Consider the following 16,463-nt stretch of genomic DNA (forward strand, 5'->3'; position numbering starts at 1 on the left):
AGTCGTGGCACTTTCGACGGATAGGTGTCGAGACCTCGAAGATCCGGCAGGATAGAGGAGTGGGGATTCCTGAGATCAAACCGCGCGCGATTCTGCGGTGGACGGCCTATGCCGGATTGGCGGGACTACTCGCCGTACTGGGGTCGGTGGGCTGGGTGCGTTTCCGGGCCAGCGGCCACGAGTACACGGCCGCGGCGGTACCGGCGGCCGATGTGGCGATCGTGTTCGGGGCGCAGGTCTACGACGATGGGCAGCCGTCGCCCTATTTGGCGGCGCGTCTCGATATCGGGCAGCGGCTGCTGGAGAGCGGAAAGGTGAAGGCGCTCCTGCTGACCGGCGACAACGGCCGCCGGACCTATGACGAGCCGGAGGCCATGCGGCGGTATCTGATCGGCAAGGGCGTTCCGAAGTCGAAGATCGCGCTGGACTACGCAGGGTTCGACACCTATCAGTCCTGTGTTCGCGCCTACAAGGTCTTCGGGGTGCGGCGGGCCATCGTCGTGACGCAGGATTTCAGCGTGCCGCGCACGGTGTCACTGTGTCAGGCGGCCGGAATCGCCACCGACGCGGTCGGCGACAACGATCAGCCGCCCAACGGCGTGTGGATCAAATGCTGGGTCCGCGACCAGATCGCAGCCACGAAGGCGGTCTGGGAAATGGCGACCGACCCGGACCCGCAGTTCCTCGGCGACGAGGAGACCTCGGTGCGGGACGCGATCGAAGCGAGCCCCCGCTAGCCGGTGACGACGCAGCCGTACCCGATATGGTGCCCGGTCCCGACCCGCACGTCGATGCTCGCGGTGGCGCCCGTGTCCGGAGCCTGCGCGACACTCAGCGTGTGCACGCCGGTTGTGGCCGGAACCCAGTTCAGCAGGGCGGTCCCACCCGAGGGCCGCAACGCACGCAACAGAACACCGTTGTCGAAGATGTAGACCGCCGCGACCGCGTCATCGACGATCGCCTGGATCGTATAACTGCACCCGGTCCCGTAATTGGTCGCCGACCCCACATTGATATCCGGCAGCACTCCGATATGCGTCGCCGTCGCGCCCGCCCCGCCCACGCCGGCCAGCGCGGTCACGACTCCGAGGACCACGACCACCCCACACCGAACGACATACCCGCCGATCTTCCGCTCACCCATAACGCAGCCCCTCGTCGCAGGATGCCGCCACGCCCCAACCCGCACCGGCCGGTCCAGTGCGCCCGATCGTAACCGCTCACCCCGCGCCGGCATGCCGGTTCGCGCCAGCGCGTTTCCGCTCCGAGACGCGGGGCGCACCCGGTCCAGGGTTCGCCCCGCGTCCCGGCCCGTACAGCCGGGACGCGCGGCGATCAGTCGACTAGGACCGCGATCGGTTCGGCGACGCAGGCCGGTTTGGCACCGCCTTCGATCTCGATGGTTACCCGGGTCGAGATCTGCGCGCCGGAGTTCTTCCGGTCGACGGCAAGGAGTTCGACGCCGGCTCGGAGCCGGCTGCCCACCGGCACCGCAGCCGGGAAGCGAACCTTGTTGGCGCCGTAGTTGATTCCCATCTTCAGCCCGTCGACCCGGTAGACCTGCGATGCCAGCAGCGGCAACAGTGACAGGGTCAGGTAGCCGTGGGCGATGGTCGCGCCGAAGGGGCCGGCGGCCGCGCGCACGGGGTCGACGTGAATCCACTGGTGGTCGCCGGTGGCCTCGGCGAACAGATTCACCTGTTCCTGGGTGACGGTGTGCCAGTCGCTGTAGCCGAGATGGCTGCCGGCGGTTTGCTCGAGTTCGGCGATGCCGTTGAAGATCCGCATGGCTTCAGCAGGTGGGTCCGCCGGCGACATAGAGGACCTGGCCGGAGACGAATCCGGCGGCCGCACCGACGAAGAAGGACACGGCATTGGCGATATCGTCGGGCTGGCCGACGCGCTGCACCGGGATCTGGGTGGCGGCGGCCGCGATGAACTGGTCGAACGGGACACCGACCCGTTCGGCGGTGGCGGCGGTCATGTCGGTCTGGATGAAACCGGGGGCGATGGCGTTCACGGTGACGCCGAACTTGCCGAGTTCGAACGCGAGGGTCTTGGTGAAGCCTTGCAGGCCGGCTTTGGCCGCCGAGTAGTTGGCCTGGCCGCGGTTGCCCAGCGCGGACGTGCTGGACAGGTTGACGATGCGGCCCCACTTGGCCTCCGTCATGTACTTCTGGGCGGCGCGGCTCATCAGGAACGAGCCGCGCAGGTGCACGTTCATCACCGAATCCCAGTCCGAGAGCGACATCTTGAACAGCAGGTTGTCGCGCAGGATGCCGGCGTTGTTCACCAGCACGGTGGGCGCGCCGAGTTCGTCGGCGACCCGCTGTACGGCGGCTTGCACCGACTGCTCGTCGGAGACGTCGACTCCGACGGCCAGGGCCTTGCCGCCGGCGGCCTCGATCTCCGAGACCACGGTCTTGCAGGCGGATTCGTCCAGGTCGAGGATGGCGACCGCGAGGCCGTCGGCAGCGAGGCGACGGGCGGTGGCCGCACCGATACCGCGAGCGGAACCGGTGACAATGGCGGTGCGGGTCATGAAGACTCCTGACGTGAATGGTCGGTGTTCGAGACATACGTTACGGCCTGTACTATTCCTCCGATGCGCAACCCCGCTCGTTCCCCCGGCCGTCCGGCCTCGGCGACCCGCGAACAGGTCCTCGACCTCACCCGCCGCGCTTTCCTGGCCGGCGAGCGGGTCGACGTGCAGGCGATCGCCGCCGAACTCGGCCTCAGCCGCGCCTCCATCTACCGCTGGTTCGGTTCCCGCGACGGGCTGCTGGGCGCAATGCTGGTCCAAGAGTACGAGGGGTTGATCGCCCGCGCGGACGCGCGCTGCCGCACCCGCGGCGCGGACCGCGTCCTGGAGGTGTTCGACCGGGTGGCCCGCTGGGAATCCGACAATGTACCGTTCCGGCGCTACTTCGAGAACGAGCCGCTGTCCGGGTTGCGCATCATCACGGCGGGCGATGGCCCCGTGCAGACGAGAGCCGTTGCCGCCGTGGAGGATCTGATCGCCCGCGTCGAAGCCGAGGACGGCTACCGGCCCCCGCTCGAGCGCCCGCTGCTCGCCTACTCCCTGGTACGCCTGGCCGAGGCGTTCCTCTACAACGACCGCGCCGCCGGCATCCGCGGCGACGTCGATCGCCTGCGCCGCGTCGTCGCGGTGCTGGTGGGCGCCGCACCCTAGGTCGCCGGACCGCCTGCACGACACGCTCGCGAATCGACCGGTTCGGCCGACCGAATCGCGCGGCTTTCCGAGAATCGCCGACGTCGAACAGGCGGGTTTTTGCATGGCAAGCGCCTTCGCCGGACTCGATGTCGGGCTACACCTGCGACGATCGCTCGAGCAACGGAGCGACGAAGTGCTCCAGCAGGGCGCGTTCTTCGGCGGCGTCGCGGCCGGGAACCGTCAGCAGCGACACGATCACTCGCGTGATCCAGCGGGCCAGCAGCGACCGGTCGCCGCCGAGGAACTGGGCGGCCATCGACTCGATCACCACCGAGGACTGCCCGATGTCACCGGCGAAACCCGCGTTGACGGGTGTGAACCAGGCGATGAGCAGGGGGTCGGCGCGGACCGCGTGGACGGCGGCGAGCATCGCGGCGACGAGACGTTCGACCGGATCGGCGATGTCGGCCGTCGCTTCGGTGACCGCTGCCGCCAGCCGCCGGGCTTCCCGGTGTACGAACGCGAGCCGCAGGGCTTGCCGGTTGTCGAAGTAGCGGTAGAGCGTGGCCCGCGAACAACCCGCCGCGCGGGCGACTTCCGCCATTCCCGTGTCGGCGACACCGCGTTCGGCGAAGAGCCGACCGGCGGCGTCGAGAATACGTTCCACCGCCGCGTCGGTCCGCTCGTCGCGCAGCCAGCCGCTCATGCGACGTGGAACGGGACGTTCGTGGGCCAGCGCACGTAGTTGCCCTCCGACCAGCGCACGCCGTCGAGGTCGACGGTGAAATCGGGGCAGCGAGCCAGCAGTTCCTCCAGCGCGACCCGGGCCTGCATGCGGGCGGCGGCCGCGCCGAGACAGTGGTGGTTGCCGTGACTGAAGGTCATGATCTGGCGTGGTTTGCGCCGGACATCCAGTTCGCCTGCATCGGAGCCGAATTCACGTTCGTCGTGATTGGCCGACGCGTACAGCAGCAGCGCTCGGCGGCCGGCCGGAATGGTGGTGCCGTGCAGTTCGATATCGCGGCGCACGGTCCGCGCGAGGCCCTGGACAGGTGAGGTGAGGCGCAGGAATTCCTCGACCGCGTCCAGGATCAGGCTCGGATCCTCGACCAGCAGCCGCCGCTGTTCGGGATAGCGGTGCAGCAATTGCACCGCACCGCCGAGGTTTCCGGTGGTGGTGTCGTTCCCGCCGGTGATCATGGTGAAGGCGAAGCCGAGAATGGCCAGGATGCCCGCGAAGTCGCCGTCGGCGCCCATTCCGGCGGCGACCAGGTGGGAGATGGTGTCGTCCGCGGGCGCGGCGCGGCGCTGTTCGATCAGGCCGGTGAAGTATCCGAGCAGTTCCCCGACCGCCGCCTGCGCGTCGGCCACATTGCCCTGCGCCGAGGCCGCGACGATCGCCTCGGTCCAGCCGTCGAAACGGGACCGATCCGCCTCGGGCACACCGAGATAGTGCGCGACCACCATGCTCGGCAGGGGCTTGAACAGCTCGGCGACGATGTCCCCGCCGCCCGCCGCGCGCAATCGTTCGATCCGCTCGATGACGAACGCGCGCACCGCGGGTTCGACCGCGCTCACCTGCCGCGGCGTGAAGCCCTTGGACACGTGTTTGCGAAAGTCGGTGTGCTCGGGCGGATCCGTGAACACGAACGGCCGATTCTCGCCGAGCCCGATCTTCTCCAGGTCCTGGTAGTCGATGGTGATGCCGGAGGCCGAGGAGTAGGTCGACGAATCGCGCGCCGCCTCGTACACGTCCGAATAGCGGGACAGCACAAAGTAATCCGAGCTCGGATCGGCGTCGGGCACCACGTGGTGCACCGGGTCGTGGTCGCGCAGCGCCGCGTACATCGGCCATGGATCCCGCCAGCTCACCCCCGAACGCAATTCGAACCGGACGTTGCTGGACAACCCTGACGACATGTCGTCACGGTAAGACAGTTCCCCACTTTTGTCTAGAACACGTTTCAGGAAGGCGGTGCGAGCGCCCCGGCGAGATGGTCGTAGGCGACATGGCTGTGCAGGCGCACGCCGGTGACCAACGTGTCGTCGTCGGCGTAGAAATGCGGATTGTGGTTCATGACCATGCCGCGCCCGCCGGGCGTCGGCTGCGGCATCCCCTGCGGGCCGATCTCCGAATCCTGAACGCCCAGCGTCACATAGAGACCGCCGTACTTGTTGACGAACTCCGAGACATCGTCATAACCGAGCGTCGGCGGGGTTTCCAGCACCCGGTCCGCACCCGCGACCCGCCGGAAGGTCGGCAGTCCCGCCTCGATCCACTGCGGCAAGTTGTGGACCGCAGGCACATCCTGGAGGAATTCCACTGCGGCAGTACAGTTGTAGGCCTGCGCGGTGTGTGTCGCGAGATTCTCGACGCGCCGCTGCACGTCGGCCATATCCGATTCGACGGCGCAGCGGATCGTGCCCCACAGGGTGACGGTCTGGCCGATGATATTGAACCGCCCGACATCCTCGATGTGGCCGATGCTCACCGTCACCGGATCGAAGGCGTTCACCTGCCGGTAGAGCTGGCCGATACCGGTCAGAACGGCGCCGGCGGGCGGCATCGGGTCGATTCCCATCCAGGGTGTGGAGCCGTGCACCTGCCGGCCGGTGAGCACGATCTTGATCAGGCAGGAAGCGCCGAACTGGTTGCCGACCCGGTAGCCGACGTACCCCTTGGGGAGCGGGGTGACGTGGAAGCCGAAGGCCATGGTGGGGACGGGATCATCGAGCGCACCCTCGGCGAGCATCTGGGCGGCGCCGCCCCTCTCATCGACAGGCGGACCCTCCTCGGCCGGCTGGAAGACGAAAAGCACAGTGCCGGGCAGGCTTTCGCGCACACCCGCGAGGACGGTTGCCGCACCGAGCAGCATTGCCGTGTGACAGTCGTGGCCGCAGGCGTGCGAGACCGGGAACGGTCCGCCCGGATAGTTCTCGTCGACCACCTGCGACGCGAAGTCGACCCCACACAGGTCGGGTACGGGCAACGCGTCGGTGTCGGCGCGCAGGGCCGCCACCCGATCTCCCTTTCGGCTCCCCTTCAGCACTCCGACAACACCGTGGCCCGCGATTCCGGTGCGCACCTCGTCGAGCCCGAGCGAGCCCAGATGCTCGGCGATCAGCTTCGAGGTCGCGTCCTCACGGTTGGACAGCTCCGGATTCTGGTGCAGATGCCGCCGCCAGCGCACTACTTGATCGGCCACCCGCGCGGCTCGATTGTCCAGTTCGCCGTAGATCGGTTCCGACATCACAGCTCCGTTCCTATATCTCTGGACACGATCATCGCCGCCAACTATGCCCCTCCCCCCGTACTCGGCAGCGCCGATCACCTCACTAGCGACCATTCAGTTACCTACGGTCGGCCTTCTTCGAATGATCCACCGTCGTGCTCCCCCGTCGCACCAACTGCGCACCGGCACCCGCCGGGACGACTGCGTTGCCGCGGTGCTGTCGTCGCAGGACGGTCGCCGCTGCCGCGTGCTCGCGGAGGACGCGGTTCGTCGTCCCGGGCCAGTCGCCCGCAAGCTCCATCGCCCGAGGACCTCGGGCACGCGCGCCGGATCGACCTTCGCCGGGGTCGGCACCGACCCGAGTCGGCGCAGGGCGACCTCGGCAATGCCGCGGATGACGGGGCGGGCATGGTTGAGTCGAGGCATGTGCCGCACAGTCAGTGAACTCGACGCTGCCGTGTCCGAATGCCGGGCCTGCCCGCGACTGGTGGCGTGGCGGGAGGAGGTCGCGCGAACCAAGCGGGCGGCATTCCGGGACGAAACCTATTGGGGGCGACCGGTTCCCGGGTTCGGTCCGGCCGATGCGCGGCTGCTCATCGTAGGGTTGGCCCCGGCCGCGCACGGCGGCAACCGGACGGGGCGGATGTTCACCGGCGATCGCAGCGGCGATGTGCTGTACGCAGCCATGTACGCCGCGGGACTGGCGAATCAACCAACGGCGGTGCACCGCGACGACGGGCTGCGGCTGCTCGGCGCCCGCGTCACCGCTCCGGTCCACTGCGCCCCACCCGACAACAAACCGCTTCCCGAGGAACGCGACCGCTGCCGTCACTGGCTCGACACCGAACTGGCCCTGCTGGCCCCCACGCTCCGCGCCATCGTCGTTCTCGGCGGTTTCGGCTGGCAGGCCCTGCTCCCGGTCCTGGACACGGCCGGCTGGACCATCCCGCGCCCCCGCCCCAAATTCGCGCACGGTGCACGAATCACCCTCTCCCCCAAGGACTCCGATCGAAATCCGATCGAGCTCTTCGGCTGCTACCACGTCAGCCAGCAGAACACCTTCACGGGCCGGCTCACGCCGGCCATGCTCGAAACCGTACTGCGCCAGGCCAAATCCGCCGCCGACTCGGACCCGGCCTGAAGCGCGGCCCGTTCGGCAGCCACAGCCAGGCGCTCGGTGCGGTAGCGACATTCGCTACTTCGGGGCGTAGGCCTCGAGGTAGCGAGTCATGGCGAGGGTGGCTTCGGCGACGGTTCGCGGGTCGCCTTCGGGGTGGCGGCGGTAGGCGAGTTCCAGGATGCCGTCGGCGGATTCGATGGCCACCTCGGTGACCAGGACGTCGGTGCCGGGAGCGAGCCAGCCGCGGTCCAGGAGCAGGCCGTGAACGGCGGCGGCCATGCGGGACCGGTGGGCATGGGCGTCGGGGAAGTGGCCGGAGCCGCGGTGGGCGTAGTAGAGGGCGACTATCTCGGGGTGCGAACGGTATTGGACGCGGTGCAACTCCAGGAGTTGTTCGACGGCTTCCGGTAACGAGGTGGCCGTCAGGGCCGCGAGTCTCGTACCCAGCTCCTGGTCGACGCGGTCGACGGCGCGGGTGGCGAGTTCGGCGAGCACCGCCTCGCGGTTGGGGAAGTACTGGTAGAGGGTGGCGACCGGGATTCGCGCGCGTTCGGCCAGGCTGCGCGTGGTGACGGCGTCGAGTCCCTGCTCGTCGAGCAGTTCGGACGCCGCCTGGAGGACTCGTTCGACGCGGGCACGGCTGCGCTGCTGCACCGGTGCGCGGCGGGGGCCTGGATTGCGGGCGATCACGTGGCCACTATTTCACAGAAAACCTGAACATGACTCAGGTTCATGTTAGTCTCGGGGCGTTCGACGATGTAGGAGACCTGATGGGGATGCGGTTCACCCGCACACTGCTGGCCTGCGCGGCCGCCGTTCTGACCTGCGGCACCGCGCACGCGACCGAACTGCCCGTGCACTACGGCAACACCGAGATGCTGCGGATCGCCGGAACAACCTGGGACGCACCGGTTCCCGGCGCCGACGACTACACCTGCCGCCCCTCGCCGGCCCACCCGAAACCGGTGGTGCTGGTCGGCTCGACGTTCCTCTCCGCCGCGGTGAACTGGACCGCGGTCGCGCCGTACCTGGCCAATCAGGGCTACTGCGTCTTCACCCTCGACTACGGCCGCACCCTCTACGACGTGGCCCCCGGACTCAACGGCATGGACCCGATCCCGCTGTCGGCCCCCGAACTCGCCGCCACCGTCGACCGGGTGCTCGCCGCGACCGGCGCGCGGCAGATCGATGTGGTCTCCCACTCGCAGGGTGGGGTGCTCGCCCGCTTCTATGTCAACGAGTTCGACGCCGCCGCGAAGGTGGACCGCATGGTGCTGCTGTCCTCGCCGTACTCCGTCACGGGCCTACCGGTCGACGCCGGGGAACTCGCCCGCCGCGTCATCCCGAAGGATCTCTACGACGCGATCCTCTACAACGGCAAGGTGCCGCCGCTGTGGCTGAACATTCTCGATCCGTGGTCGCTGGGCAAAGCCCTTGTCCTGCAACCGACCATCCGATACTCCGAGATCACCGGACGCGCCGACGAGATGGGGATGCTCGGCGGAATGCTGCCGCCCGAGGGAGCCGCCCACGCCACCACCCAGTACATCGATGACGCCTGCCCGACCGACTACTCCCAGCATTTCGCGCAGCCGTACTCACCGACCGCGGTGGCGCTGATCGGGAACGCCCTGGACCCGGTGCATCCGGTCCCGGTGCCGTGCACGGTGGTTCCGCTGTATCGCTTCTAGACCCGGGGCGTCGCCGGTGAGATGTCCGCAATGGAGGGGACATCGGCGCAGCCCCGTCGTATTCACAACGCGAGCTGCACCTCGAGCAGCAACCGATCGTGCGGGTCGGCCAGGCTCATCCCGGTCACCTGCTCGACCCGCCGGATCCGATAGCGCAACGTGTTCGGATGGATCCGCAGATCGCGCGCCGCAGACCGGACATCACCGGTGCGCAGGTAGGCCCGTACACTCGCGCGGAGATTCGCCGCGTGCTCGTTGTCGTAGGCGTCCAGTGCGTCCAACCGCGGATCGCGCAGCTCCGGATTCCCGCGCAGCAGATCCAGAATCTCGCCCAGCAGCACCGCTGTTCGTGATTCGGCAAGCGTGGTGACCTGGCCGCGCGCAAACGATCCCGACGTACTGTCCAGCACCCGGTCGACTTCCCGGCGGGCCGCCGCGACCGCGCCGAGCTCGCCGACCGGGATCGCGATGGCCGCGTGCACCGGCATCGCCCGGTCCCGCTCGAACCGCTCGACCAGCTGCCGCGCCCACGCCGTGACCGCCCGCTCGGAGCGAAATCCAGGCAGCAGCACGTACACCCGCCCGAGATCCATGGTGACCGAGTCGCGTCGAAACGCGCTGGCGTGCAACCGGATCAGCCCGCCCAGCGCGTCGGCGCCCCGGTCGGCGGCGAAGCCGAGCACCGCCACCGGACCACCCAGCGGAATGTGCAGCGCCCCGGCGACCGACGGAATATCGACACCCTCCCCGCGCACCCCGAACAACCGCTGCACCATCAGCGCCTCCGTCGACGGTGCGTCGAGAATGCGGGTGATGATCCGCGCGGCGATCGCCGACGCACCGCGCAGCACTTCCGCAGCGCCGGGTTCGAAGTCGCGGTCGCCCTGCTGCAACCAGATCGCCCCGAGAACCCGCGGCGCGAGCGAGCCGTCCGCGGACGGCTGCCGAATGCCGATCACCAAGCGCCGCTTGATATCCAGCTCCGGGTGCGCCGGAACGTCGATGACCTCGTCGGCGCGCCGCAACCGGTCGAACACACCCCATTCGCGCAGCACCCGCAGGTACTCCAGTGGCCCCTCGCGGCCCAGGATGGACCGGATCCGCAGCGGATCGGCGGCGTCGCCGGAGGCCGAGTAGGCCAGCACGTGGGATTCGGGATCCTCGATGGAGACCATGCCGCCCGCGTGTTGCGCGACCAGCTGGGCCAGCCCGAACAGATCGGTCGCACCGTCGAGCTGGACACGCATGGGCAGAGCAACCTTCGGTCGATCGGACAACACTTCGGGCCCATCTTTGTCCGATCGGCCGATCCTTCGCAGCGATTTCCGGAGTTCACTCACTGCCAGTGCTACCGCGCTCTCCAGGAGGAATTCATGGACGCCATCGCGACCACGCCCCCGCCCGCCAACGAACCGGTGAGCTCCTTCGCTCCGGGCAGCCCCGAACGGGCCCGCCTGCGAGCGCGACTGGAAACGCTCGGCGGGGAACCCACCGAGGTGAACAATGTCATCGGCGGGGTGCATCGCCGCACCGCCGGACCGGTGATCGACGTGGTGCAGCCGCACCGCCACGCCGCTGTCCTCGGCACCGTCACCGCCGCCGAGGCACCCGATGTGCGCGCCGCGATCACCGCGGCGACCGAGGCCGCACCCGGCTGGCGCGCACTGGGTTTCGAGGAACGCGCCGCGATCTTCCTGCGTGCGGCGGATCTGCTGGCGGGGCCGTGGCGGGAGACGATCGCGGCCGCCACCATGCTCGGTCAGTCCAAGACCGCGTATCAGGCCGAGATCGACGCGCCCTGCGAGCTGGTCGACTTCTGGCGGTTCAATGTCGGGTTCGCGCGCGACATTCTCGCGCAGCAGCCTGTTTCGGCGCCCGGGGTGTGGAATCGGCTCGACTATCGGCCGCTGGAAGGGTTCGTCTACGCGGTCACGCCATTCAATTTCACCGCCATCGCCGGTAATCTGCCCACCGCACCGGCCCTGATGGGCAATACGGTGCTGTGGAAACCCGCACTGACCCAGTCGGTCGCGGCCTACTGGACCATGCGATTGCTGGAGGCCGCGGGATTGCCGCCGGGAGTGATCAATCTGGTGCACGGCGCGGGCCCGAAGGTCTCGGATGTGGCGCTCGCCGATCCGCGCCTGGCCGGGATCCATTTCACCGGGTCCACCAAGACATTTCAGCATCTGTGGCGGTCGGTGGCGGCCAATATCGGCGAGTACCGGTCCTATCCGCGGCTGGTCGGCGAGACCGGCGGCAAGGATTTCGTGCTCGCGCACAGCTCGGCCGACCCGGAGGTACTGACCACGGCGCTGATCCGGGGGGCCTTCGATTATCAGGGCCAGAAGTGCTCCGCCGCCTCGCGAGCGTTCATCCCGAAATCGGTGTGGGCGCGGATGGGCGCGGATCTGATCGACCAGGTCGCCGAGCTGAAGTACGGCGACGTCACGGATTTCACGAATTTCGGTGGGGCGCTGATCGATCGGCGCGCGTTCGACCGCAATGTGAACGCGCTGGAGCGGGCCAAGGCCACCGCCGGGCTGACCATCGCGGTCGGCGGACGGGCCGAGGACAGCGTCGGCTACTTCGTCGAGCCGACGGTGCTGCTCGGCGACGATCCCTCCGACGAGGCGTTCCACACCGAGTACTTCGGGCCGATCCTGTCGGTCCACGTCTACGACGACTCGGTGGCCGGATCCTTCGACGCCGCGGTGGAACTCGTCGATCAGGGCGCTGCGTACGGCCTGACCGGATCGGTGATCGCCACCGACCGCGCCGCCGTCGCCCGCGCCACCGCCGGATTGCGTTTCGCCGCGGGCAATTTCTATGTCAACGACAAGCCCACCGGCGCGGTCGTCGGCCAGCAGCCCTTCGGCGGCTCCCGGGCCTCGGGCACCAACGACAAGGCAGGCTCGCCGCTGAATCTGCTGCGCTGGACCTCGGCCCGCACCATCAAGGAGACCTTCGTCCCGCCGACCGAGCATCGCTACCCGCATCAGGAGCCGTGATGCTGCTCCGTCCCGCTCTGCTCGCCGCGGCCCGCTCCCCTCGCCTGGAACGCACCGTGCGCCGGATGTCCTCGACCCGGCGGCTGGTCGGCCGCTTCGTCGCGGGCGACGACGAGGCCCAGGCCATCGCCGTGGCGACGCCGCTGCTGGCCTCCGGCCGCCGGATCAGCATCGACTATCTCGGTGAGGACACCACCGAGATCGACCAGGCGCGAGCCACTGTCACGCACTATCTGTCACTGCTGGCCGCGCTGGCACACGGGCAAGGGTTCTACGACGCTCTCGCGCTGGAGATCTCGCTGAAGTTGTCCGCGCTGGGGCAGGCTCTGCCCCGGGACGGCGCCCGGATCGCCTTGGACCACGCGCGGGAGATCTGCGCCGCGGCCCGCGCCGCCGGGGTCGCGGTCACCATCGACGCCGAGGACCACACGACCACCGATTCGACCCTCGCGATCGTCGGGGACCTGCGCGGCGACTTTCCCGACCTGGGCACGGTCCTACAGGCCTACCTGAAACGCACCGAGGCGGATTGCCGCGCGCTGGCCGGGTCCCGTATCCGGCTCTGCAAGGGCGCCTATCGAGAACCGCCGAGCGTCGCCTTCCAGCGCCCCGAGCAGGTCGACGCGGCGTATCTGCGATGTCTGCGCATTCTCATGGACGGGTCCGGTTACCCCATGATCGCCACCCACGATCCGCGCCTGATCGAGGCGGCCGGGCACTACGCCCGCGAAGCGGGACGCGAGCACGCCGATTTCGAGTTCCAGATGCTCTACGGCATCCGCGACCCGGAGCAGCGGCGGCTGGCCGCCGCGGGTCACCGGCTGCGCGTCTACCTGCCCTACGGCGACCAGTGGTACGGCTACTTCATGCGCAGACTGGCCGAACGCCCGGCCAATCTCACCTTCTTCCTGCGCGCCCTGACGCCGGGCAATTTCACCGATTCCCCGCCCGGCACACCCGCCGGTCGGTTTAGCTGAATCCAGCAGAAGCCGCGCTCGCCCACCCGTCGGCTCGGCCGCCTAACCACCCTCAGGCTGTCCTGTCCCCGGCTCGTGTCCGTACACCTGGACCGAGCAGGGCACAGCGAAGGAAAGGAAGTCGCATGTTCAACGCGGAGATGCGCCGTCAGATGCTGCGCCGGAAACCCCTCCAGGAGATCGAGGACGAGATACCCGACGACGAGCGGCTGGCCAAACACCTCGGCCTCTGGCAGCTCACCGCGATCGGCGTCGGCGGCATCATCGGCGCCGGCATCTTCGCCCTCGCCGGGTCGGTTGCACATTCGGTGACCGGACCCGCCGTGTTGATCTCGTTTCTGATCGCGGGCATCGCCAGCGCGGCGGCCGCGCTCTGCTACGCCGAGTTCGCGGGCATGATCCCCAAGGCCGGATCGGCCTACACCTACGGGTATGTGGCGCTGGGCGAGATCGGCGGCTGGTTCATCGGCTGGGATCTGCTGCTGGAGTACGTCGCGGTGGCCGCGGTCGTCGCGATCGGCGTCTCCGGGTACTTCAAATTCCTGCTCGAACAGGTCGATATCGATCTGCCGACCTGGATGCTGGGCGCGTACGGCACCGAGGACGGCCGCGTGGTCGACGTCTTCGCGATGCTGTTCTGTCTGGGCACCGCGTGGCTGCTGGCGCGCGGCATCCGCAGCGTGGGCCGGTTCGAGACCGTCGCGGTCGGGATCAAGGTGGCACTGGTGCTGCTGATCATCGTGCTCGGCGTCTTCCACATCGACAGCTCCAATTACAGCCCGTACTTCCCGTTCGGCACCGCCGCCGTATTCACTGGCGCCGCAACAGTTTTCTTCGCGGTGTTCGGCTACGACGCGATGAGTACCGCGGCCGAGGAATCGGTCGACGGCCGCAAGCATCTGCCGAAGGCGATCATCTACTCGCTGGCCATCGCCATGGTCCTGTACGTCCTGGCGACGCTGGTGCTGACCGGTATGCAGAAATACACCGAGATCGATCCGGAGAGCGGGTTCTCCAGCGCCTTCAAGGCGGTCGGCATGCCCGGCGTCGCCAATATCATCGCGATCGGCGCCATCGTCGGCATCATCACCGTGGTGCTGACCTTCATGCTCGGCGTCACCCGGGTGTGGTTCGCGATGAGCCGCGACGGGCTGCTGCCGGAATGGTTCGCCAAGACCCATCCGGTGCGCAAGGTGCCGACCCGGGTCACTTGGATCGTCGGTATCGGGTCGGCGATCCTGGCCGGGCTGCTGCCGATCAACACCGTCGCCGAACTCACCAATATCGGCATTCTGATGGCCTTCGTCGTGGTGTGTGTCGCGGTGATCGTGCTGCGCTACACCCGCCCGGACGCGCAGCGCTCGTTCCGGCTGCCGTTCATGCCGGTGATTCCGATCATCGGCGTGATCGCCTCCGTGTGGCTGATGCTGTCGCTGCCGTGGGAGACCTGGTTGCGATTCGGGGCCTGGCTGGTGGTGGGTTTGGTGATCTACATCGGTTACTCCCGCACCCACTCCAAGCTCGAGCAGACCGCTAGCGGGCCCTTGGCGAAAGACTGAGCAGTACCAGTCCGGACGCGAGAATCCCCAGGCCGCACCAGGATACGAGCGCAAGGCGTTCACCCAGGACTGTCACGCCGAGCACCGCGGCGACCGCGGGCTCGGCGAGGGTCAGGGTGGTCGCGACCGCGACGGTGGTGTGGCGCAGTCCGTAGCCGAAGAGGCGGTAGGCCAGGAAGGTGGTGAAGACCGCCAGGTGCGCCGCCACCACGAGACCGCGTGTGCCCGACAGCCACGCGGTCTCGGTGCACAGCAGTACCGGCAGCACGAAAAGCGCCGCGGCGCCGAACATCACACCCATCACACGGTCCGAATCGTGGCCGCCGGTAATGAGTTCGCCGCCGACCAGGGAGTACACCACGTAGACCAGCCCGGCGACGGTCGCCAGCGCGACCCCGGCCGGGTCGATCGCGGCACTGGATCCACCCGATACCAGTGCGGCACAGCCGATCACCGCGGCCGAGGTAGCGAGCACCCAGCGCGCCGAGGGTTTCGAACGGCCCAGGACCCACGCCAGCGCACCGGCGAAGACCGGTGCGCTGCACAGGGCGACGACCGTCGCGACCGCGACGCCGGTGCGCGCGACCGCGGGATAGAAGGTGACCGGATAGCCTGCGACGGCCACCGCGCCGAGCAGGAGCAACCACCCCTCCCTGCGCGTGTAAGGATGCCGTATTTCCCTGTCCCGCAGGGGTTTCCAATGACCAGCCGCGAAGAGGAGCAGACCACCGAGGGCCAGGCCCGCCGAGCCGATGGCGGCCGCCGGGGCGCCGGCGGGGGCCAGGGAGCTTGCGGTTCCGGTGGTGCCCCACAGCACCGAAGCCGCGAGGATGGGGGTGGAGCCGCCGAAGGAGGTGACGTTGTTGGACACAGTCGTTCCGTTCTCGAATGCCTGGGAATGATTCGGAAACGGGCACACCGAGGACAGCCCGGTCAGAGGCTGGAAGCTACGCGGAAGTGCGCCCGGTCAGACGACCGGGGGCGGGGTGACTGTGCGCCAGTAGATGTCCACGGCATCGATGCTAGCGCATAGCCAGCGACCCGCCGCGACGGAACAATAGCGAACAACTATCAGCACAGACCAGCTTGGCTAACGATGATTCGAACTCGCCGCATCTCAGCGAATCATTTTCGGTACCGTTGCCCCTGTGAGCGAACACGGCAGGACCGAGCGACGGCGCGGCGCAGTGTCGGCGGCGGGATTACCGCCCGCGCCGAGCCGGCCGCGGACCCCGGTGCAGATCGACGACATCGATCGGGTGCTGCTCGACCATCTCGCGCGCGACGGTCGCATGACCAACAACGCGCTGGCCGCCGCCGCCGGGATCGCGCCGTCGACCTGCCTGGGGCGGGTGCGCTCACTGGTCGAACGCGGCGTGATTCGCGGCTTCCACGCCGAGATCGATCCCGCCGCGCTCGGCCGCGGCCTGCAAGCGATGATTTCCGTTCGGCTGCACAGCAATTCGCGCAAGCACCTGGCCGAGTTCGGGCAGCAGCTCTCGGTGCTGCGCGAGGTGCTGAACGTGTACTTCATCGCGGGCGGTGACGACTATCTGATCCATGTCGCCACCGCCGACACCGAGGAACTGCGCGGTTTCGTGCTCGAACATCTCAGTGCGCACCCGGCGGTGTCGTCCACCGAGACCATTCTCATCTTCGAGCACCTACGGCCGCGGATCACGCTCGCCCAGACCTGA

17 protein-coding genes are annotated in these 16,463 nt (G+C 68.4%); 8 read left to right on the top strand and 9 right to left on the bottom strand.

What is annotated here, in order from left to right:
• Positions 1-59 precede the first annotated feature (59 nt).
• On the top strand, positions 60-737 hold the full coding sequence (locus ACFVMC_RS25950; protein ID WP_379214384.1) for a vancomycin high temperature exclusion protein: 678 nt from the start codon (positions 60-62) through the stop codon (positions 735-737).
• Here ACFVMC_RS25950 and ACFVMC_RS25955 read toward each other — a convergent pair.
• The 3 genes from ACFVMC_RS25955 to fabG form a co-directional block, all read right to left on the bottom strand.
• A complete protein-coding gene (locus ACFVMC_RS25955; RefSeq protein ID WP_379214386.1) occupies positions 734-1,144 on the bottom strand; it encodes a hypothetical protein in 411 nt (136 codons plus the stop codon). The two genes, ACFVMC_RS25950 and ACFVMC_RS25955, sit on opposite strands and share 4 nt — an antisense overlap.
• Positions 1,145-1,335: 191 nt before the next feature.
• Positions 1,336-1,788: a MaoC family dehydratase gene (locus ACFVMC_RS25960; RefSeq protein ID WP_379214388.1), complete on the bottom strand. Its 453-nt coding sequence runs from the start codon at positions 1,786-1,788 to the stop codon at positions 1,336-1,338.
• Between the two features lie 4 nt (positions 1,789-1,792).
• Positions 1,793-2,542, bottom strand: a complete 750-nt coding sequence (gene fabG, locus ACFVMC_RS25965; protein ID WP_379214390.1) for a 3-oxoacyl-ACP reductase FabG — start codon at positions 2,540-2,542, stop codon at positions 1,793-1,795.
• A 63-nt stretch (positions 2,543-2,605) separates the two neighbouring features.
• Here fabG and ACFVMC_RS25970 point away from each other — a divergent pair, with 63 nt between their 5' ends.
• A complete protein-coding gene (locus ACFVMC_RS25970) occupies positions 2,606-3,193 on the top strand; it encodes a QsdR family transcriptional regulator (protein WP_379214392.1) in 588 nt (195 codons plus the stop codon).
• A 136-nt stretch (positions 3,194-3,329) separates the two neighbouring features.
• Here ACFVMC_RS25970 and ACFVMC_RS25975 read toward each other — a convergent pair whose 3' ends face one another.
• From ACFVMC_RS25975 to ACFVMC_RS25985, 3 genes are read right to left on the bottom strand one after another with little or no spacing between them, the layout of a single operon-like run.
• Positions 3,330-3,881 (bottom strand): TetR/AcrR family transcriptional regulator, encoded by a 552-nt coding sequence (locus ACFVMC_RS25975; RefSeq protein WP_379214393.1) that lies wholly within the window; start codon positions 3,879-3,881, stop codon positions 3,330-3,332.
• On the bottom strand, positions 3,878-5,095 hold the full coding sequence (locus ACFVMC_RS25980) for a cytochrome P450 (RefSeq protein WP_379214395.1): 1,218 nt from the start codon (positions 5,093-5,095) through the stop codon (positions 3,878-3,880). Before ACFVMC_RS25980 ends, ACFVMC_RS25975 begins: the two co-directional genes overlap by 4 nt.
• A gap of 44 nt (positions 5,096-5,139) precedes the next feature.
• Positions 5,140-6,426: a M20 family metallopeptidase gene (locus tag ACFVMC_RS25985; protein ID WP_379214397.1), complete on the bottom strand. Its 1,287-nt coding sequence runs from the start codon at positions 6,424-6,426 to the stop codon at positions 5,140-5,142.
• A 406-nt stretch (positions 6,427-6,832) separates the two neighbouring features.
• Between ACFVMC_RS25985 and ACFVMC_RS25990 the strand changes: the two genes are divergently transcribed.
• Positions 6,833-7,549 (top strand): uracil-DNA glycosylase, encoded by a 717-nt coding sequence (locus ACFVMC_RS25990; protein ID WP_379214399.1) that lies wholly within the window; start codon positions 6,833-6,835, stop codon positions 7,547-7,549.
• A gap of 54 nt (positions 7,550-7,603) precedes the next feature.
• Here the strand turns inward: ACFVMC_RS25990 and ACFVMC_RS25995 are convergent, their stop codons facing one another.
• Positions 7,604-8,218 (bottom strand): TetR/AcrR family transcriptional regulator, encoded by a 615-nt coding sequence (locus tag ACFVMC_RS25995; RefSeq protein WP_379214401.1) that lies wholly within the window; start codon positions 8,216-8,218, stop codon positions 7,604-7,606.
• Between the two features lie 80 nt (positions 8,219-8,298).
• Here ACFVMC_RS25995 and ACFVMC_RS26000 point away from each other — a divergent pair, with 80 nt between their 5' ends.
• Positions 8,299-9,219 carry a lipase family alpha/beta hydrolase gene (locus ACFVMC_RS26000; RefSeq protein WP_379214403.1) on the top strand — a complete coding sequence of 307 codons (921 nt, stop codon included), beginning with the start codon at positions 8,299-8,301 and terminating at the stop codon, positions 9,217-9,219.
• Positions 9,220-9,281: 62 nt separating this feature from the next.
• Here ACFVMC_RS26000 and ACFVMC_RS26005 read toward each other — a convergent pair whose 3' ends face one another.
• Positions 9,282-10,466: a PucR family transcriptional regulator gene (locus tag ACFVMC_RS26005; RefSeq protein ID WP_379214405.1), complete on the bottom strand. Its 1,185-nt coding sequence runs from the start codon at positions 10,464-10,466 to the stop codon at positions 9,282-9,284.
• 126 nt (positions 10,467-10,592) lie between these two features.
• Between ACFVMC_RS26005 and pruA the strand changes: the two genes are divergently transcribed.
• The 3 genes from pruA (at position 10,593) to ACFVMC_RS26020 (ending at position 14,766) form a co-directional block, all read left to right on the top strand.
• Positions 10,593-12,230, top strand: a complete 1,638-nt coding sequence (gene pruA / locus ACFVMC_RS26010) for an L-glutamate gamma-semialdehyde dehydrogenase (RefSeq protein WP_379214406.1) — start codon at positions 10,593-10,595, stop codon at positions 12,228-12,230.
• Positions 12,230-13,207: a proline dehydrogenase family protein gene (locus ACFVMC_RS26015; protein ID WP_379214408.1), complete on the top strand. Its 978-nt coding sequence runs from the start codon at positions 12,230-12,232 to the stop codon at positions 13,205-13,207. Before pruA ends, ACFVMC_RS26015 begins: the two co-directional genes overlap by 1 nt.
• 125 nt (positions 13,208-13,332) lie before the next feature.
• Positions 13,333-14,766 (top strand): amino acid permease, encoded by a 1,434-nt coding sequence (locus tag ACFVMC_RS26020; protein WP_379214409.1) that lies wholly within the window; start codon positions 13,333-13,335, stop codon positions 14,764-14,766.
• Here ACFVMC_RS26020 and ACFVMC_RS26025 read toward each other — a convergent pair.
• Complete coding sequence (locus ACFVMC_RS26025) at positions 14,741-15,637, bottom strand: EamA family transporter (RefSeq protein ID WP_379214411.1); 897 nt, start codon at positions 15,635-15,637, stop codon at positions 14,741-14,743. The two genes, ACFVMC_RS26020 and ACFVMC_RS26025, sit on opposite strands and share 26 nt — an antisense overlap.
• A 316-nt stretch (positions 15,638-15,953) precedes the next feature.
• On the opposite strand from ACFVMC_RS26025, the gene ACFVMC_RS26030 reads away from it, so the two are divergent.
• Complete coding sequence (locus tag ACFVMC_RS26030; protein WP_379214728.1) at positions 15,954-16,463, top strand: Lrp/AsnC family transcriptional regulator; 510 nt, start codon at positions 15,954-15,956, stop codon at positions 16,461-16,463.

The sequence above is a fragment of the Nocardia sp. NPDC127579 genome, assembly GCF_042672005.1.
In the GTDB taxonomy this organism is placed as follows: domain Bacteria; phylum Actinomycetota; class Actinomycetes; order Mycobacteriales; family Mycobacteriaceae; genus Nocardia.